Annotated in this window: 18 protein-coding genes and 1 pseudogene; 14 read left to right on the top strand and 5 right to left on the bottom strand. The window is 43.9% G+C overall.

The features are described from left to right. Positions 1-451: 451 nt before the first annotated feature. Both ACFSUF_RS24600 and ACFSUF_RS24605 read left to right on the top strand, forming a co-directional pair. Complete coding sequence (locus tag ACFSUF_RS24600) at positions 452-1,009, top strand: hypothetical protein (protein WP_377607638.1); 558 nt, start codon at positions 452-454, stop codon at positions 1,007-1,009. Between the two features lie 684 nt (positions 1,010-1,693). After that, on the top strand, positions 1,694-3,106 hold the full coding sequence (locus ACFSUF_RS24605) for an epoxide hydrolase family protein (protein ID WP_377607640.1): 1,413 nt from the start codon (positions 1,694-1,696) through the stop codon (positions 3,104-3,106). A 588-nt stretch (positions 3,107-3,694) separates the two neighbouring features. On the opposite strand, the gene ACFSUF_RS24610 is transcribed toward ACFSUF_RS24605, so the two are convergent. The 4 genes from ACFSUF_RS24610 to ACFSUF_RS24625 form a co-directional block, all read right to left on the bottom strand. Beyond that, positions 3,695-4,426: an SDR family NAD(P)-dependent oxidoreductase gene (locus ACFSUF_RS24610; RefSeq protein ID WP_377607642.1), complete on the bottom strand. Its 732-nt coding sequence runs from the start codon at positions 4,424-4,426 to the stop codon at positions 3,695-3,697. 38 nt (positions 4,427-4,464) lie between these two features. Then, the gene (locus tag ACFSUF_RS24615; RefSeq protein ID WP_377607796.1) at positions 4,465-5,655 is read right to left on the bottom strand and encodes an MFS transporter; all 1,191 of its coding nucleotides are present in this window, start codon (positions 5,653-5,655) and stop codon (positions 4,465-4,467) included. 71 nt (positions 5,656-5,726) lie between these two features. Then, positions 5,727-6,008, bottom strand: a complete 282-nt coding sequence (locus tag ACFSUF_RS24620) for an ArsR/SmtB family transcription factor (protein WP_377607644.1) — start codon at positions 6,006-6,008, stop codon at positions 5,727-5,729. A gap of 164 nt (positions 6,009-6,172) precedes the next feature. Beyond that, positions 6,173-6,661, bottom strand: coding sequence for a cupin domain-containing protein (locus tag ACFSUF_RS24625; RefSeq protein ID WP_377607645.1), 489 nt, complete (start codon positions 6,659-6,661; stop codon positions 6,173-6,175). 708 nt (positions 6,662-7,369) lie between these two features. Between ACFSUF_RS24625 and ACFSUF_RS24630 the strand changes: the two genes are divergently transcribed. Continuing rightward, positions 7,370-7,918, top strand: coding sequence for a hypothetical protein (locus tag ACFSUF_RS24630; RefSeq protein WP_377607647.1), 549 nt, complete (start codon positions 7,370-7,372; stop codon positions 7,916-7,918). A gap of 612 nt (positions 7,919-8,530) precedes the next feature. Here ACFSUF_RS24630 and ACFSUF_RS24635 read toward each other — a convergent pair. Next, positions 8,531-8,779, bottom strand: coding sequence for a hypothetical protein (locus tag ACFSUF_RS24635; RefSeq protein WP_377607649.1), 249 nt, complete (start codon positions 8,777-8,779; stop codon positions 8,531-8,533). Positions 8,780-9,075: 296 nt separating this feature from the next. On the opposite strand from ACFSUF_RS24635, the pseudogene ACFSUF_RS24640 reads away from it, so the two are divergent. The 11 genes and pseudogenes from ACFSUF_RS24640 to ACFSUF_RS24690 form a co-directional block, all read left to right on the top strand. Beyond that, positions 9,076-9,213: pseudogene (locus ACFSUF_RS24640) on the top strand (glycoside hydrolase family 99-like domain-containing protein); the annotation flags it as partial. Between the two features lie 189 nt (positions 9,214-9,402). Continuing rightward, positions 9,403-9,579, top strand: coding sequence for a hypothetical protein (locus tag ACFSUF_RS24645; RefSeq protein ID WP_377607651.1), 177 nt, complete (start codon positions 9,403-9,405; stop codon positions 9,577-9,579). After that, positions 9,516-9,977, top strand: coding sequence for a TetR/AcrR family transcriptional regulator (locus ACFSUF_RS24650; protein ID WP_377607798.1), 462 nt, complete (start codon positions 9,516-9,518; stop codon positions 9,975-9,977). Before ACFSUF_RS24645 ends, ACFSUF_RS24650 begins: the two co-directional genes overlap by 64 nt. 75 nt (positions 9,978-10,052) lie before the next feature. Then, positions 10,053-11,450 carry an MFS transporter gene (locus ACFSUF_RS24655; RefSeq protein WP_377607653.1) on the top strand — a complete coding sequence of 466 codons (1,398 nt, stop codon included), beginning with the start codon at positions 10,053-10,055 and terminating at the stop codon, positions 11,448-11,450. Next, a complete protein-coding gene (locus ACFSUF_RS24660; RefSeq protein WP_377607655.1) occupies positions 11,450-11,812 on the top strand; it encodes a cupin domain-containing protein in 363 nt (120 codons plus the stop codon). The genes ACFSUF_RS24655 and ACFSUF_RS24660 overlap by 1 nt, the downstream gene beginning before the upstream one ends. 490 nt (positions 11,813-12,302) lie before the next feature. Continuing rightward, a complete protein-coding gene (locus tag ACFSUF_RS24665; RefSeq protein ID WP_377607657.1) occupies positions 12,303-13,187 on the top strand; it encodes an alpha/beta fold hydrolase in 885 nt (294 codons plus the stop codon). A gap of 689 nt (positions 13,188-13,876) precedes the next feature. Further along, the gene (locus ACFSUF_RS24670) at positions 13,877-14,056 is read left to right on the top strand and encodes a hypothetical protein (RefSeq protein ID WP_377607659.1); all 180 of its coding nucleotides are present in this window, start codon (positions 13,877-13,879) and stop codon (positions 14,054-14,056) included. Positions 14,057-14,066: 10 nt separating this feature from the next. Next, positions 14,067-15,476 carry an amidase gene (locus tag ACFSUF_RS24675; RefSeq protein ID WP_377607661.1) on the top strand — a complete coding sequence of 470 codons (1,410 nt, stop codon included), beginning with the start codon at positions 14,067-14,069 and terminating at the stop codon, positions 15,474-15,476. A gap of 370 nt (positions 15,477-15,846) precedes the next feature. Then, entirely contained in the window at positions 15,847-16,527 is a 681-nt protein-coding gene (locus ACFSUF_RS24680) for an ArsR/SmtB family transcription factor (protein WP_377607663.1), read from the top strand. Positions 16,528-17,991: 1,464 nt separating this feature from the next. After that, entirely contained in the window at positions 17,992-18,738 is a 747-nt protein-coding gene (locus ACFSUF_RS24685; RefSeq protein ID WP_377607665.1) for an SDR family NAD(P)-dependent oxidoreductase, read from the top strand. 115 nt (positions 18,739-18,853) lie between these two features. Beyond that, the gene (locus ACFSUF_RS24690) at positions 18,854-19,324 is read left to right on the top strand and encodes a nuclear transport factor 2 family protein (protein ID WP_377607667.1); all 471 of its coding nucleotides are present in this window, start codon (positions 18,854-18,856) and stop codon (positions 19,322-19,324) included. Positions 19,325-19,776 lie beyond the last annotated feature (452 nt).

The raw sequence follows: 19,776 nt of genomic DNA on the forward strand, positions 1-19,776 counted from the left end.
AGCACAATATATAACAAAGGCTGCAGATCTGGTGATCAGCAGCCTTGTTCAACTAAAGGGCAGATTAGTTTAATGAGGGTGAGAAGGAGGAAAACGGTTCAGGACAGCTAAAAGAAATGACGATAATATGGGAAACTAAGGGAAGTGTACGTTATAAGTAGTAAATGCTTTGAAAAAATATTTAGCGGACAGCAAAGTAATAGTGGTTTGATGGAGTGGTTATTGTAACCTTTCTTTACATCTGAGACAATTCAATATTGCGAAATATACGATTCTTGTCTAAGCAGAGGAAGTGATCTGACAAATCAATGTTGAATATTGGGATTGATGCTGGTGGTACGCTTATCAAAGTCGCCTCTATGAAGAATGGTTCGCTCGAATTTAAAAAGTTTCCAATTTCCTAATTGGAATATGTGGCCTCATGGATAAACGGATTTGAAAACGTTAAGATATGTATTACCGGTGGAAAAGCAGCTTTATTGAACTCATTTATGAATCAAAAGCTGCAGAGATTGTTGAATTTGAGGCAACATGTAACGGAGTGCGCTATCTTCTTGCAAAGTACGGAGTATCAGAGGAAGCATACATAATATCTAATGTTGGTACCGGCAATTCGATTCACCATATAGACAATAATCAACACCAAAGGATCGGTGGTACTGGGGTCGGTGGCGGAACATTAATGGGTCTATCTCAGCTGCTGACCGGGTTAACCGAGTATGAAGCAATTGTATCATTAGCAACTAAGGGACTTCGAGATCGAATAGATTTGAAAGTTAGTCATATCTATGAGGGAGCAGAACCTCCAATCCCGAGAGATTTAACAGCAAGTAATTTCGGAAATATATTATCCTTGATATCCACTGATCAATTAACAAAGGAAGAACTACTTGCTTCTGTTTTCGGTCTGGTGGGGGAAACTGTGGCAACCGTTAGTGTTCTTGCTTCTGGCCAATGTAGGTGGTTCGCATTAAATTCCATACCGGACTTGCCGGAGCAATTGCTGTAAGGAAAAAAGGCGGCTATCGTTCACAATAGGATCTTTGATTATCATCTATGACAAAGCCTCCATGTCCGAAGAAGATAAAGCAATTTAGAATGCGAGTTACGAAAGCCCTGCGGCGCTTCGCGCAAGTAACGGTTGGTATAAAGCATTCAGGCAAGATATTAATGATTTGAAAACTTATAAAAAGCTGTCCGTGCCGGTCCTCGGTATTGGGGGTACAAAATTCGGTCTTGAACCGTTTTTACGTGAAATGCAACTGATGTAAAAATGGTGATTCTCGATAAAATCGGACACTGGATCGCTAAGGAGAAACCGCAAGAAACCATTAAACTTTTTTTCAAGAGTTTTTTCAGTAAAGTTAGAAACTACAGGTATTGACCCAAGAGTAAGCTGACTTACTTTAAGAATGGCTCAATCGGGAACATGAAAGGCGGTGCAAGGGATGTAAACACCCTTGCACCGCCTCTTTATATTTTTGCCTTCACTGCAGTGTTCTTCAAGGGGACTGACCTCCTGTTGTGAGACAGCGATCAATTCCGGGACTAATCTTTAAAGTTGTCGGCCTGTGATGATCAGGTTCCCTGCTCGCCAGAAGACTGCAAAAGAAATTACTTTAAAAATGGAATAAAATTATGGATATGGATGGAACAAACTACTAATCCCTTAAACAGAAAGGAGTTCCACCCAATGAACAGCAGATGCTGGTTTCGATTGCCACAGATCATGACGATCATCCTGTTCGCTTCGTTAGTCTTACCGGCTTGCGGCGTCAATAATAATTCAGAGAGAGCTCGAATATCCGAAGTCGGCCGCAATAACCAGATAATCAAGAATCAATCCGCTAATAATCCCCATCAATCCCAATCCTTTCGCCTTGAGTCGGTGATAAGAGAACAACCTACTAACAATGCTGATATTCGTCAAATTCAAGTGCATTTTCCGGATTCGGCTCTAGCCAATCTACGCAATAAAATCCTTGCAACGGAATGGCCTGAAAAGGAAACCGTCTCCGATCAATCTCAAGGCGTACCGCTTGAAACGACTCAAAGGCTTGCGAAGTATTGGGCAACGAATTACGACTGGCGCAAGGTTGAGGCAAAACTCAATTCACTGCCGCAATACTTGATTAACATCGACGGGGTGGACATACACTTCATTCACGTTCAATCTAAGCACAAAAATGCTTTGCCGATCCTCATTACGCACGGATGGCCCGGATCGATCATCGAACAACTAAAAATTATCGATCCGCTTACGAATCCCACGGCATATGGCGGGAAAGCGTCCGACGCTTTCGACGTAGTGATTCCATCTATGCCCGGTTATGGATTTTCGGGCAAACCGACCACGGTTGGTTGGGGCCCGGAGCACATTGCAAAAGTATGGTCAAAGCTGATGAAACGGCTTGGATATACGAAGTATGTGGCCCAGGGCGGTGACTGGGGAGCGGTTATCACGGATTTGATGGCTGTACAAAAGTCTCCAGGACTAGTCGGTATTCATACTAACATGCCTGGCGTGTTTCCGCCTGAAATTGATAAGGCGGTCCAGTCCGCTGCCTTTATCAGAAGCCCGCTGCCCTCAGGGCTTTCGGCAGAAGAGAAGCGTGCGGTCAAGCAACTGGAATTCTTTTATAAACACAGCGGTTACGCCTACTTGATGGGGACGCGCCCGCAGACACAAACCGGACTCGTGGATTCACCTGTTGCTTTGGCGACCTATATGATTGACCATGACGCAAAGAGCTTAGACCTGATCTCGAGGGTTTTCGCCGGGCAGCCCGAAGGACTTTCACCAGACGATGTGCTGGACAACATTACGCTTTTTTGGTTGACAAAAACAGCGATATCTGCAGCTCGTCTCTATTGGGAGAGACAGGAAAAAAACATCTCCTTCTTCGCCGCTAAGGGTGTCAAAATCCCCGCAGGCGTCAGCGTATTTCCAGACGAAATGTATGAAGCACCGAAGAGTTGGTCTAAGAAGGCTTATCCGAAACTCATCCATTACAACAAGCTCCCTAAGGGCGGACACTTCGCCGCTTGGGAGCAGCCAAAATATTTAGTGGATGAAATTCGAGCGACCTTTAGGACGCTTCGTTAATCGGTATCGATTGGAGAGTCACTCGGCGGTCTGTTCAAGACCGCCTATATCTATGGGTGGCAGAACGTTGAACTCTCCTGAGAAGATAGAAAATCAAGGTTACATCAATAATAGTTCTTGCAGTTTGGATTATATTATTTCCACTCGATAAGATAGAAAAGAAACTCTAATTGGGAGTGACCCCTATTTTGAGACAGGGATCAAAATGCCTTTTAGGAGGGTCAATCGTTATCGTCCAAGTGAAAAACTAACTCCGCTAAGTTCTGTATTTACAACGGCCGGGTCTCTGCGTCGACTACATACACTTATACGATTACGAACGATACAGGCAAAATTAAACGGCCTCAGTCCCATGGAATTCAGGAATAAAGCCGCTTTAAGTGATTTCATTTTTTGTCTTCTACTTGACATAGTGCAGTTTTACATTTTACGATCGAAGAATTTTCAAGGTAAATAGGATCATAAATTTGAAAGAGTATGCATCAATATGTCGCTGTCTATTTAGAAGCATAATTCCGGTACAGCCCCTGTCATTCAAGGGTGTCGTGGCATTTAGTCAGCTCGGGAGCTTAAACTAGAAAACCGTGTTCACACTCTATCTGTTTCCACCAAATGGAACTCCTGAGCTTTAAAGCGCATGCCGTTTTTATCACGGGAAGCATCTGATGCCAAGTAACCGAAGACCTTTGTAATGTCTTCCGGAAGGGCAACTTCAAAATCGCGAATCGGCATAGCCGCGTTGAGCATGTCCGTATCCATCGCACCTGGGTCTACCAAATTCACTCGGACTCCGCTTCCTTCAAGTTCCGCTGCCCATATTTTGGTCAATCCCTCTAGCGCAATTTTAGATATGCTATACGCTCCTATGCCTGGATATATGTTTGCAGCAGCATCCGTCGTTAAATTTATCACGCTGCCGATGCCTTTTTGTAGCATAAGAGGCAATACCCTTTTGGTTACAAGAAATGCTCCTACCGTGTTGACACGTAGTGTTTCTTCAATATCATGCTTTTGATGGTTAAGAAGTAGTACAGGCAGCGGGGTCGGCCCATTAACCGCTGCATTATTAATCAACACATCAATGGTTTGAAAATGTTTTTCAGTCAATGCGATAAAACGCTCAACGTCCTCTTCTTGCGAAACATCTGCGCTGACTGCTAATACACGGCTGCCCAACTTCTCTGCTTCTTTCGTTACTTCTATTAATGCCGCTTCATTTCGTGCACAGATTGCTAGGTTATAGCCTTCTTGTGCAAAAAAAATCGATAGTGCCCTCCCAAGTCCCTTTGAGGCTCCAGTTATCATAGCTACCTTTTTCATATTTGAATTCCTCCTGTTAAATTGATATTTCACTTTATTTATTTGTTTGGGAGACCCGGTACCGTCGCCCGATTCCGGGAGCGGGACTTAGCCATGCCCATGGTTGTGGCAGCTATCACCGTCGCGACGAATACTCCGGACGCGCCCAGCCAGCTTACGGACGCCAGCGATATCCGCTCCACAACGATGCCTCCGATACCGGCGCCAGAAGCAAATGCTAAATGAATAACGGACGAGTTCAAGCTAAGTACGATGCCGGAAGCATTCGGAGAGAGCTTCATTAGATTGTATTGTTGAGTGGGGCCCGTCGACCAAGTGGAGAACGCCCATAGCAACAATACCGGAAATACGATCACCGTTGAATGTGCGCCTAACGACAGCAAAACCAGCGCTAAGGTATGTAGAATCATGCCGCCGACAAGTGTACGGGAGACGCCCCATTTGTCCGTTCCGTAGCCTCCAAGCTTGGAGCCGATCAGGCTGGCCAATCCGAAAGCAAACAGGGCGATGCTTACCTCCCGTTCATTCATTCCCGTTATCGTTAGCAAAAACGGAGAAATGTACGTGTAAGCCATGGAGTACCCGAATATCCAGAAGAAGCTGATAGATAAGGCCACGACGATTTTTCGGTCACTGAGCAAAGATAACTGCCGTTTCAGTGGTACCGGCTCCTCTCCACCCGTACGGGGAATTGCCAGATGGATGATAATCATCGCCAGCACCCCTAACGCTCCAAGGCCCACAAAGATCAGATTCCAATCGAATGAGGCGGCGATAACCCTTCCGAGCGGAAGCCCTATGATAAGGGCGAAACTGAAGCCCATCACTAGCGTAGCAATGGCGCTCGCCTGCTTTCCTGGCTTTGCAAGACTAGTGGCAACCGTCAACGAGACGACTACGAAAAGCCCGGTGCTCGAAGCCAGTATAATGCGTGAAACCATGAGGGGGATGAATCCCGAAGCCGCGACGGCGATCACATTGCCGATGACGAAAGCACCGAGCGAGAAAATCATCACTTTCCTGCGTTCGATACGGGCCGTTAACACTACAAGGATCGGCGTTATGAATGCATACGAAAGCGAGTAGACGGTAATCAATTGGCCGGCGGCGGCGATCGATACGTTCACGTCTTTCGAGATGATATCCAAAATCCCCCCGATAATAAACTCCGATGTACCCACCAGGAAGCTGACGGCGGCTAGCATGAAGATTTTCCACGTATTTGACAACATGGTTTGCTCCTTTCTCCACTCCAATATAATTTTATGTTTCTAAAAATATAGAAATAATGTCAAAAAAATTACTGCATTAAGTATGGCGCGTACTTTTGCACTACTTCACGATTCACACTGTAGTAAATGTAGGTGCCTTCTTTCCGTGGGTTCAGAATGCCGCAATCCGTCAATTGCTTCAGGTGATGGGACAGCGTCGACCCAGCCACCATTTGAAGTTCAGAGCCGATGTCGATGCAGCACAGACTCCTGTCATCGGTTAGGAGACGGACGATTTTAAGGCGTGTCGGCTCTCCGAGTGCCTTGTACACTTTCACGGCTTGCCGGATGTCTTCGAGGTCTTCAACCATGATTACTTCACCTTTATCATTGAGATAGATAATATTTCTAAAACCATCGAAATAAATTTACCACAATTTTCATTGGGAGTAAACCAGTCGCTTTCCTGACACTTGAAATAAGAAGCCGGGTTCCCCCAGCTTTGCTTTCTATTTCAGTAACTTGCTTTTAAACATTATCTTTCAAGAGGAGGTCCAACGGTAATGATTTGATGTTTTGTTGCTGTTTCATCTGCATCGTGATTTCCTGCTGCTGCATCTAGGAATGCATGCTCATCTCCCGCAGGGGTAAACGTAATCTGCATGTGTAAAGGAGTGTCGCTAAAATTTGCCCAGGCATGAATCGTATTTTTGGGAATTACAACGATATCACCTACTCCTGCGTCGAACTCCTTTCCGTCCAGATGGAAACGAGCATTTCCCTCAATGATACGGAAAATTTCGTCGGCCCTTTGATGCAAGTGAAGCGGCGTTCCATACGGTGGTCCGTAAGAAGAGTAGTCTGCGACTACATCTAAAATGGAGTAAGCGCCATTAGTATCTTCACCTTTTACGCGAATACAGAACTTTTCTCCTGGCGCGTGGTTAAAGTACAGCCACTCGATTTCATTATTACGATGGAAAATGGCTTGACGTTCACTTGTTACTTGTTGATGATTTGTCATAATATATCCCCCTAAAGTAAAATAAAATAAAATGAAATAATCTAAAAATAGGATTATTTCCAGAATTGATTATAAAGTTTTTCACAACTATTGGGAAGGAGATATATATTAATTGATATATATGATCTATGTTCCTGGTAGTTTTGTACTAGTATTCTTTACCAAAATGGACATAGATTTCACAAGAGTTAGAAGGTAATAGGAGAATCGGAGCATGACATGAGCGACTACAAGTCCTGCTCATTTCCTTCCATTCGCGCGACTATATGCCTATACATGATGCCGAAGTAGTTCTTGAATCCTTTTATGCAATGAGCTGCAAAGCGCGAACTAAAAAAATCCATTTTATCATCATCCGATGGAATTCCATATCTAGCTCCTGAAATAGTTCTTTTTATAAATCAAGTTATTTAGATGGCAGCGATGCTTAACACCATAATCAAGAGCTAGATTCAGCATTATTATGTTTTAGCTTGGAGCAAAAACAATGGCTAAGATGGACTATTGAGAGGGAGTATCCTCACGGTCACGTCTGGTTAGATAGGTTGAATTAACGGGAGACGATAGTAAAATAAAGGAAACTGACGAGGCTGCCACGAATATGTAGGCAGCCTCGTTAAGCTAAAGGGTAGGTTAGTACACGAGATATTTTCAAAAGGATATATATTAATAATATATAAGGAAATTCTCTATTGAGGTGGTGGGCTAATGAGACATAAATTCATTTTAGTGTATTTTATAATAACGTTATTAGTTATAACTGGTTGTAACACATACAAATCATTAGATGAAGCTATACAAAGTAAGTGGAAATCACCAATAAAGGTTCTTCTCATAGATAAAATGAAAAACACGGTTGTCTTTCTGGACCAAGACCAATATGTGTTTAATACTTTCAAGAAAAATGGTGATAAATACATTTATTCTACTGATGGTGAAGATGGATGGACATTTACTGCTGACAGTGGATTGACTCCTTTTTTGTTTAGGTCACTTAATACAAAAACTGCTGGTAACGTATTTTGGGGTGCAATAAAGACAGATAAGGACGTAGAAACTGTCGAGGTCACATATACTAATATAAATGCTTCTGATAGTCAGATTAAAGTGAAAATACCAGTAGTAGATAACGTATTTATTGGTTATCCAACACGGGATTTTTTCGATTCTGATTTAACACTTTCTGGGGAATGGAAATTATCAGCGAAAGCATTCGATGAGGATGGAAATATAGTAGCAGCCGTGACAGGTTTCTGACTACGCTAACGAGGAACAATAGCTCAGTAAAGGAAACTAACGAGGCTGCCACGAATATGTAGGCAGCCTCGTTAAGCTAAAGGGCAGTTTACGTAAATGAATACACTATCCTATCCAAGGGTACTTTGCGTGTAAGGCCATAAATTAATATCGAATATCGAACTTCCAGGAATCCCCTGCCTTAATAATTGAGTAGGTCGTGTTATCAGCATCTCCAATATCCCATTCTCGGTTAACTTCCAATTCAAACATCTTATCATCTAGCTGGTTTAGACTCACAATCTCAAACAAGTTAGCTTTATTTGGGCAACTTCTTCAGCATATCGCTTTTTAACATCATCCAAGGTTAGTTCGTTGATATCTTCACCTGTACACCACGTGAAGACACGCCTAACGTACTCTTCGGTAGAGTACTTACTCCAAGTGTATATATCATTGAACCCACTGAAATAGTTTTCGATAACTGTACTCACACTTGAGTATTGGACATCCTGTTTTACATTAGAGTAGCCATTGATTTGCTGGACCTCGGAATCCATATTCGCAAAACTTATCTTATTACTGGAGCATGCGGTCAGAAAAACAAGAAGAAACAAATGGCTAATTCCTTTCTCAAACTAAGTCCCCCTTTGCCGATCCCTTCTTTGTGATAAGTTTCTTCATTACATCATGGTGATAATGGTAAATCAAGAAATGCTCTCGACTTTCCCAGCAACTCCAATTGCTTACCTCGTTTTGTGATTGATGCTCAATCGCTAAAAGGAATTTGTCCAGTAAATCCTCATCTATTTCATACGGAGATTTGAGATCAAGTTCATTTATTGCACGAGTATAGAAGTAAGACAGTACTTTCTTTGCCACCCTTGTACAAACTCCCATTGAGTGTGCGAGTGATCGTACCGTAATTAAGGTACGTTTGAGCGGTTTTTGGTTTCGTCATATTAGGCGGAAGTGCAATCGGGATTGTGAACGACCGGGCGAGGAGCGGCCATGTGAAAGGCGGCCTTAATAATATTGAACTATGGTTTGCGGTTCGTAAAGTGTAGTTGGTGCAGAGAGCTTAATTAAAGCCATACCGGGGCTGTCCCATAAGTAATAAATTAAGCTGACTTGAAACAAAGAATTTTCTCCAAGAGGGCGGCACGAACCCTCCCGTACTTACCATCAACTCATGGAACGAGTGGACGGAGGGAAGCTATATCGAACCTGATACGGTCAACGGTTACGGCTATCTGGAAGCGATCCGAAGCGTATTCGGGCAACAGCGGCAGGCGCCTTCCCGACAGGAGGATTAATGAATTGATAGAACGCGCCAGATTCTATTCCGTTGGATGCGGCGGGTGTCCCGGCGGGTTCCTGAATGGGCAAACGAATGTAGCTATGTTAGTTACTTTTCAGCAAATGAGAACGATCGGTAAAAGTATATTCTTTACCGATCGTTCTCAATGTGCTATATTGTACGGAGAAGGGGGGCCGTAAGAGCTATGCCCAGAGCCAAAGAATTCAATGTGGATGAAGTTCTGCTGAAAGCGATGAAGCTATTCTGGGAGCAGGGATATGAGAAACATCGGTCAACGACCTGGTCGAGCACCTGGGTATTCATCGCAGAAGCTTGTACGATACGTTTGGCGATAAACATCAATTGTTTCTGCAGGCGGTAGATGTGTACCGCAGCTTTGTTAAGCGGAACCTGGACCAAGTCAGGAAGCCTGAAAGTGCGAAGCAAGGTTTGCGGCTGATGTCTGATTTCATCATTGACGGGGCTGAAGGTTTTCCGCCCGGCTGTCTCGTAGTGAACATGGCCGCGGAGCTTGCCCTGCGGGACCCGGACGCGGAGATGAAGGCGGCGGAAAGTTTCGAACGGATGGAGAACCTTATTACGGAACTGATCCGCAAGGGCCAGGAGAACGGGGAGTTTGTTACCTCCCGTGATGCCGGGGAGCTGGCTGCGCATTTTCACAGCACGATGCTCGGGCTGCGTGTTCTTGTCCGGACTTCGGCCAGCAAGGAGAAGCTGCATCGAATAGCGGAGAACGCGATCGCAGTGCTGGAACGTTGAGGGGCGCTGCTCTTTTTTTGACAATACTAGAATGATCATTCCCGTTTTAAACATAATGAGAAAGGTGTGATATCAATGAATCAACAGGAGAGCGGCTCACCGGAAATGCAAGCCCTAGCTCAAGATCCTGCTACCTCCGTTTTCAAAGAAAAGCCGGTTACCTACACACTTGGTATCGCCGTTATTCTTGTTATCATGAATACGATGATGTTCAATTTGGCCCTTCCCAAAGTGGCCGAACAATTTTCACTGAGTCCCTCTACGGTCTCCTGGATCGTGACTGGTTACTCGATCGTCTTTGCGATGTCGTCTATCACCTTTAGCCGCCTTTCAGACTTTGTACCGATCCGTACCTTGTTTACTGCGGCGCTGGTTTCGGTTGGGACCGGTTCCTTACTCGGTATGTTCAGCGAAGGCTTCGGGCTGCTGCTGGCAGCGAGATTGATTCAAGCAGCGGGGGCAGGGGCCATTCCGGCTCTAGGTATCGTTCTGCTTACTCGTTATATTCCTCAATCCCGTCGGGGGAGATCGATGTCGATTATTTTATCGGCAAGTTCTTTAGGATTGGGACTCGGACCGGTTATCGGCGGATCCGTCGTACAGTATCTCGGATGGCATTTTCTATTTGTGATTACCGGCGTCATGCTGCTGTTCATTCCTGTATTCCTGCTGATGCTTCCTAAGGAAAAAGCGTCCAGCGGTACCTTTGACTTCATCGGTGCTTTACTCGTCGGAGCGGGTACAACGGGACTGTTGCTGTTTCTTACATCCAAAAGCATCATAGCCTTGCTGGCAGGATTGCTTGCGCTGTTTCTGTTCTCGCTTCGTATCCGTGCTGCGGCGGATCCTTTTGTCCAGCCGTCTTTGTTCCGAAACAGAGCCTACATGTCGTTAGGGGCGGTCGGCATTGGTACGTATATGATTAATTTTACCTTTTTGTTCATCGCACCGCAGATGCTTTCCCGTGTCTACGGTTTGGATCCCGGTGTATCAGGCCTGGTCATGTTTCCCGGAGCGTTGACCGCTATGTTCGTCTCAAACCAGGTAGGAAGATGGATTGACCGTTACGGCAATGGTGTCATTCTCCGCTATGTGCCCTGGCTTCTGTTGGTATCCATCGTATGTCTGGCACTGACGTCCATCTATTCTTATTACGCGATTGCTTTCATCTATGTATTTACAAGTATCAGTTTTACGGCTATTTCCAGTGCGGTTTCGAACGAAATGTCACGCTTGCTGCCCAAGGAGCATATCGGCTCCGGAATGGGGCTGTTCCAGCTGCTCCAATTTTTCAGCGGGGCTTTCGGTGTCGCTCTTTCGGGAACTGCGCTGGTGTGGCAGCACGCTTTGCCGGAAGTGCATGCGTTCGGAAATATTATATGGGGTATGACGCTTGCCGCGATTCTTGCAATCACTTGCGTGTTCATGTACCGCAAGTACACATCAAGCTTAGACAGCGCGCCAAATCTGTAATGGCATTTATCGTGCCTATTCATAGTCATGAAGACCGTGAAACTTTCTATGTAGTTTCAGGGGAGCTTGAAGCTTGGTCTGGTGATCACTGGGTAACAGTTCGGGCTGGTGACGTACTTGATGTTCCCGAGAACCAAAAGCACGCTTGGAGAAATACTACGAACGAAAAGGTAACTTTATTAATTACTTCAACAGTAAAAATGGGAGAATTCTTTCGTGAGGTTGGCCGTCCAGTAGCGTCCGTTCCGCCAGGGCCACCTGCACCAGAAGCTTTACAGAAATTTTTTGAAGTTGCTATCAATTACGGATATTGGCTTGGTACGCCCGAAGATAATGCCGAAATTGGACTTAAACTTAGGTAAGAATTTACTTGATTAAGTACCAGGAAATTATAAAAGTACGTTGTTGACAAATTGCAAGCTGACTCCGGTATCTGCTAAAGTTTTGTCCACCTATCTCAACGTAAAAACCCGCCGGCAGGGCTTGCCTAGCCGCGCAAGAGAGATGCTCAAATATGCCAATTCTTTTGTAGCATTCAGTTTAAGCGTAATCGCAGTCGATCTCGAAGGAATACTACGAAGCGGCGACGATCGACGGAGCGGGCGCCATTTTCCGGTTCATGCATAACACATGGCCACTCCTCACCCCGTCGTTCACCGTGAGCATCAAGCGTTCGAAGTCATCGTGGCCATGACTAACAGCTGCAGTACCGTAATTGGTCATTCCTTTGACAACTTACCAACTTATAGTTAAATACGAACACGGAAAACGCATTTACGATTTCCGTATATTTCGCTAAAAAAAGAACACAATATATTTAATAAATTAACTTAGAAGGATGGGATTAACAGAATGAACACTAACTTTACAACATCGCCAAAGATGGAGATTGGCGAGCTGCAGGTCAATTCGGATATCAAGCTTCGACATATGGTTTATCGTTCTGCCCATTCAAAGGCTACGGTGTTGTTCCTGCACGGCTTCCCGGAGACAATGTATGCGTGGATGCCAATTGCTGAGTCTCTATCAAGCGACTATGAGGTTCATGCGTTTGACTGGCCCGGTTACGGACAGTCCTCACGTCCAAGTGCCGATCGCTTTTCCTACGCGCCGAAAGACTATGCCCGCGTGCTACAAGATTATATCCAGACTTCCGGTATCGACAGCTCGAAGCTGGTGATTTATGCAACCGATATTGGGGCTTTGCCTGCGCTGCTAGCCGCCCTGGAACAGCCACATATCGCGAAGGAGATCATCGTCGGAGATTTTGCCCCATTCAACCGTCCGCAGTACATGTATGAAAGCCTAAAGGCCCTGAAATCCAAGCCCTCGTCCGATGCCGTGCGTGCTGCGTTTAACCAGAACCGAGATGAAATTCTGGCAAGCGCGTTCTTTCGCGGCCTGCCGGCAGAAGAGCACTACTCATTGCCACAGGAGTTCAGGGACGATATAGCGAAAGGGTGGAACGGCGATATCACTCCGGCCGACGCGTTATATCACTATTACTCTCACTTCACCCGCGACCAGGACTATTTTGAAGCCAATATGCCGAAGCTCAAAGTGCCTGTGAAAGTCGTGTGGGGCGAAAAGGATATCATCATCAAGAAGGAAATGGGTGTCGAGTTCGCTGAGTGCATTCAGGCAAAGCTTACAATTCTCCCTAACCGTGGCCATTATCCGCATCTGCAGGCACCAAAACAGACCGCAGATGAGATTCGAGCCGAAATCGACTGCTGATGCCTGGCCAAGCCCGCTGCGCAAGCGGGCTCTCCGCCAAAACATTGTTCCATTAACGGGCTCTCCCAAAAGTCATCATAAGATGACAAGGGACGCCCCTTTTCTCATTTTTGTAACACAAAAAGAACCCACCGACTGTTTAGTCTATGGGTAATTTTTCTTGTAGGGCGATTAACGGCAGGTGAAGGCTGGGGAGAGTCTGACGCTTACATATAACCCTCTGCATGTAAAGAAAAGCAAAGAGCCGGATGACAATTCGCCAACGAAGAACGACGTCAAGGATGCTAAGGTTATCGCGCAAACTGGTCAAAGACGGAAGATACGCCGTACCTTGACTGTCACTCTGTACGAAGGCTCAATTAACCCGACTGAATTAATAATCGTCTAATTAACGCTGCAAAAGTAAGCTTTCTTGCTGCGAGGACAAGTAAATTAATCCAATGTTGCATGTTTACTGTCCTATAAGATTATTTCAATAAATTATTCAATTGTTTTATTGAATAGGTTTATGTTAATAACTAACTTATTTATTGTCAAGGGTCATATAACCTATAGCCAACTTTCCCTCGGTCAGGAGACTCCGTCGCTGTTGGTGACACTGGACTGAAAATGCCTAGGATAAGGATGTAATGGATTGCTAAGAATATGAAACTTGAAGCCCTTAAAAACGCGAGAAGGAGTTAAAAAAAATGCCCATATCCGCTGAAAGTGTCCAAAAGCTCTTTATTGAACAAGTCAAACGGCCAATTGACCCGGCCTTAACAGAACATGTTGTAGGTCTGCTTTCCCCGTTTATAGATGGACTAAATATGATTGAAGTTCCAATGGAAGTACAGCCAAGTATTGTTTTTCAGCCCATAGAAAGGTGAGATCTCTATTATGAGTCAAGAACTAGCATTTCTTCCCGTGTCAAAACTGGCGCCACTCATATCCTCCCGACAGATATCACCAGTAGAATTGACAAAGCAAGTATTGCAACGAATCGAAGCAGCAGAACCCAAGGTTAACGCCTATATAACCAAATTAACACAACAGGCTCTAGATGAAGCCTCCGCTGCGGAGCGCAACATTCTAGCGGGTAATTACCTAGGACCGTTACACGGTATTCCGATAGGCATTAAAGATAATATAAATATTCAGGGGATTAAAACCACTGCAGGCTCGGCAGTTTTGGCGAAGGATATACCTAATTATAATGCCTCCACCGTAGATCGACTTCGCCAAGCCGGTGTTGTCATTGTAGGTAAGCTAAATATGCACGAGTTTGCATATGGGGCAACAACGAATAATCTAACATACGGTGCTACACATAATCCTTGGAATCTTGAATATATTCCCGGGGGGTCTAGCGGCGGGTCCGGGGCAGCCGTCTCAGCTTCAGAATGTATTGCGGCACTTGGAACCGATACCGTTGGATCAGTTAATACTCCTGCAGCTCTTTGCGGCGTTGTTGGACTCAAACCAACCTATGGCAGGGTAAGCAACTTTGGAGTAATTCCCCTCAGTTGGTCGATGGATCATGTTGGTATGGTAAACAAGTCAGTGACAGACGCTGCCCTAACACTGCAAACAATTGCAGGGTACGATCCGTTTGATGTAACCACATCCTCACTGCCTGTGCCTGACTATACCTCCAATATTGAAAATGGAATTAAAGGCCTTCGCATTGGGATCCCGCGATATTACTTCTTTGACCGAATAGATCCGGAAGTGAAGCAACAGGTCGAGAAATCAATACAGGTGCTTATTGATTTAGGGGCAACCCCTGTTGAGGTTACGTTACCCGCGGAATTAGAATTATCATTTTTACTGTCGTTTACCATTGTTTTCTCAGAGGCATCCAGCTATCATGAACCACTTGTGAAAAAATGGGCCGAACTGTACTCTCCAGATGTCCGGTTGTACCTTGGAGCAGGCGAGGCAATAACAGCTACCAAATACCTAAAAGCTCAGCGATTACGGACCTCTTTCAAACAAAGTCTCAATTTAGTCATGGAACAAGTGGACGTTCTTGTTACTCCAACCGTACCTTCTCCAGCAGTGAAGATTGGTGAGGATTTCGTTGTGATTAACGGTCAAGAAGAGCGTGTCAGCCAAGCCATGTTCCGATATACGTGCCCTTTTAATTTGTCCGGCCAGCCAACACTAGCTGTTCCATGCGGATTAACTGAAAAAGGGTTGCCAATCAGCATGCAGATAGCGGGACGTGCCTTTGATGAAGCGACGATTTTGCGGGTAGGAAGAGCATTTGAGGCTGCTACGAATCATGAATTTCAACCGGCACTATGAATAAAACTTTTCAAAGTGCATTCTATCATATATGAAGCTAAGGGCTTCAGAATCGTTCGATGTTCGAGCTGAAATATCCTAAAAAGTCTTACTGATTAGATGATGCGGCATTGACGGAACATAAATGATTCATTTAAGCGAGCCATAATCCATTCTTGCTAGAAGCTGTTTCCGGTATTGCCGGAAACAGTTTATTCTACTTGCGATTGACGTAGGATACTCGAAATTATGTGAAACAATTTCATCGAAGAAGATAATTGGGACGGTGCGAAATCGATTGGAAGAGAATTATGGCCCTTGACACTGTTAGGTATAGCATATAACATATATCCATTCAATAATACAATTGAATAGTTAGGATGTGTTGATCGTGGACGATGAGCGTAAATGGAAAGATAATTTGTATCTTGAATTTGCTCGTATCGGCACATGTCTATCCAGTCCGAAACGTTTAGAGCTAATCGACTTACTTTCTCAAGGACCTAAATCTGTCGAGCAGCTTTCTAAATCTACGGGAATGAGTGTTGCAAATGTATCGCAACATTTGCAAACGCTGCATGACTCAAAGCTGGTTCGTTTTCATAAAAAGGGGAACTACGTTATCTATGAGGTAGCGGAATTATCAATAGCTGACTTCATGGTTGGTTTGCATCGACTTGGCGAGAAGCAGTTGACGACTATTCAACAGCTAAAAGCTGAAGTTTTTCAAGATCACGCCAATATTACGCCCATAGCTTTAGACGAGCTCAAAAAGAAGGAAAGAGGGCAAGTTTTATTGTTAGACGTACGGCCCGAAGATGAATATCAAGCGGGTCATCTCCCTGGAGCTGTTTCGGTACCTGTTGATGATTTGAAAACAAAACTTGCGACATTACCGACGGATAAGGAAATTGTGGTCTACTGTCGAGGTCCTTATTGTATAAAGTCCGCTCAAGCCGTTGAGATCTTGAAAGTCAATGGATTTCATGCATCCCGAATCGAAGAGGGCGTTCATGAATGGAAGCGACACTTTGAACAGTCGAGTCCTTCACCTCTGGAAGAGCTTCAATAGATATTATCTAAATATCGGGCATAATGAGGTCTTTAAAGTTGGTCACTTGCGTTAAGCGCACCTTGGGAAATTCCATCATCTGCAAGCCGAAGCCTATCGGAATGGGATAAAGTTCATGTATTTAAGACATCAAGTTCTGTCAACCGACGACTGAAACCTCATAATTAACTACTTTCAAAATGTTCAGGAAGTCAGCCGGGTTGGAACATATGTTTTTGCTGTCATCCAACAAACATTTTTTACGATTAACCAAAAAGAACGCCTACAGCTGGACGTTCTTTTACTGTTATAAAAGCGAAGAATGGGAAGTTAATTTGTTAAGCGTTATACGGACTTATATATTTTGGAACTCCGTACGTCTGACGACACAAAGCAGGGAAATAACTGAACGCCCGAAAGCTTGAGAAATCAAGCTTTTTTGTTTTTATGTCCCCACATTTGTATCGCAGACAGACGACCCAAATGTGGGGACCTTGTCGGGAGTGGAGCGTGTTGATTCCAAAAGGAAGAGCTGGTATATATATTCCAGCGGATCCCTCTGGATCGCCTCAACAATTCAGCATGAATGAATTATCTTTAAAAAAATCGTCAGGCAGCTTTATTACGCTAACGGAGAACGTTAGTTCAATGAAACAACACCAGTCTATGGACAGTACTTGCAGCATCATTCTAAAAAATAGACCTATACGTAATCCGGAGCAATCCGGAGAAAAACAAAGAACCGCCCCCGGCAAAAAGGGGCGGTTTTTCGTATTGTTCCACGGATGGCGAATCGACGCTCACGGCCGAATTTGACCAAATATGCGAAACGCTTTACGCTGCTGACGTGTCATTATTTTTTATTATCGAACATTAAACGGAAACTAGAAATTTATTACTTAGAAAGTCAATCTACATTCATACGTAGAGCCTTACAAGAAACCAGGTTACCCCGATACCTATAACTGTATATATAAATATTTTATATAATTTAGATCAACATACCTCGGTTTAGCCAGTGGTTTTTATTTGTTTGTGATTTTTCATCATCTCACTCCAACCATCAAGTTTTATATTACAAGGATTTATTGTGTAGCAATGAGATGAATAACGCTCCAGGGAACTTCTTTTTTAGTTTTTCCTATATGTCAATATATTTAAACGTATTAGCATGCCATAGATGTTCGGCTGCACCCAAGCTTTGTCCACAAGAGACAAAGCTTGTTTTTTCTTTGTAATCAATTTATTCAATAATTCTGCAGCCGTATATACATAATAAGAGGATTAACCTCCAACCAGGAGCTGGGAGGTATTTACTCGTCCTGAAATTCTCCGCCTGAATACAATTATTACTTTTATGTGACTATATAACATTAAAGTGCGTACTATCCAAATGGATATTAAGATCGCATAATAAGTTTTGTTACCGCGTGATGAAATGAAAAAACCATATTTACCAATAGATTAACAAAGGAGTTTTGCAAAATGGGAAAGTTTGAAGGAAAAGTAGCAGTCGTAACAGGTGGTACTAGCGGTATAGGCTTACAAGCAGCGCAACAGTTTGTAAATGAAGGTGCTTATGTATTCATTACAGGAAGAAGACAAAGTGAGCTTGATTCAGCCGTTAAGCTTATTGGAAAAAATGTTACCGGAGTCCAAGGCGACATATCCAATCTTGCGGATTTGGATCATTTATATGAAGTTGTTAAAAAAGAAAAAGGCCATTTGGATATTCTCTTTGCAAATGCAGGCCTGGGGTCGATGCTTCCACTTGGAGAAATTACAGAAGAGCATTATTACAAAACGTTCGACGTCAATGTAAAAGGAACCATCTTCACCGTACAAAAGGCATTGTCTTTGTTTCCTGACAAAGTGGGTTCCATTATTCTAACGGGGTCCACCGCTGGTTCAATCGGCGATCCAGCATTCAGTGTATATGGAGCTTCAAAAGCAGCAGTCAGACAATTAATCCGCAGCTGGATTCTAGATCTGAAAGGGACTGGAATTCGCATCAATGTACTTAGCCCAGGTTTCGTTCATACTCCTGCGTATGATGAGTTATTCGGGGAAGCGAAGAATCATGTTCTTGAACATGCGAAGACGATAACTCCGCTTGGAAGAGTGGGAACCGTTGAAGATATCGCAAATGCTGTCATGTTCCTCGCTTCTAACGATAGCAGCTATGTAAATGGAATTGAATTGTTCGTAGATGGCGGAACAGCCCAGATCTAATAACAGAAGAGATATATTATAAGCGACTATAACAGCAAAACGACATATACTTCGCCGCTAAATTCCATAGATGGTAGAAGACAATGCTAATCCATTTTTCAAAGGAGCGATTTCGATGAACCAAACTGAATTGCAGAAAAAACGTATTGATTCGGCAGTCAATTACTTTCGATATGTCGAAGTAGGGGATCCACGCTTAATGGCACTTTTTAAAGATAATGCAACGCTTTATTTCCCGAAGGTAGGTATAGTACACGGCAAGGATGAAATTGGCCTTCTTGCTCAAGGATTCGGAGCTTTAGAAATTGCCCATATGGAACACGACATAAAGAACTTTAATATTATGCCAAGCGGTGATTATGTAGTAATTGAGGGACAAGTAAAAGGCACTACAAATTCCGGCGAAACTTTTCCAAATAACCCGTATTCGCATGGTCGCTTCTGCAACGTTTTCGAATTTGATGGTGACCTCATTAAACGGGTACATGTGCACCAAGATCCTGATTTCAATGGTTCGGATGCTCCTCGAGTAGAGTGGGCGAAAAAGATTCAAGAATCCATTGCACAGCACAGAAACTCTCATTAAGTGCCAACCGAATGGGGATGAAAACTGTGTTTACACTGGTACCCATAGACTGTTTAGTCTATGGGTGCTTTTCTTGTAGGTTAGGGCGATAGCGACAGGTGAAAATGGGGAGAGTTTGACGCTTACATATATAAAGCTAGCACAACAGGCTATAGACGGTATGAAATGCCCTTCTTTTTCCGTTCGATAAACCTTCACAATAATTCAGCATGCTTGACACCCCTTCTGGCACATATTTAATGTGATTAAAAAACTATGTAAAACACACCAAGTTGGTGCGGAAAGCATTCATGTGTATGACGATTCTCGTTATCCGATGGTATATGCTTGGGTAGGTTTATTCTACTGATGGGGAAGATGGATGGACATTTACTGCTGACAGTGGAATGACTCCTTTTTTGTTTAGGTCACTTAATACTACAACTGCTGGTAACGTGTTTTGGCGTAATACA

Origin of the sequence: Paenibacillus gansuensis (assembly GCF_042684925.1) — a bacterium.
In the GTDB taxonomy this organism is placed as follows: Bacteria; Bacillota; Bacilli; order Paenibacillales; family DY6; genus Paenibacillus_N; species Paenibacillus_N gansuensis.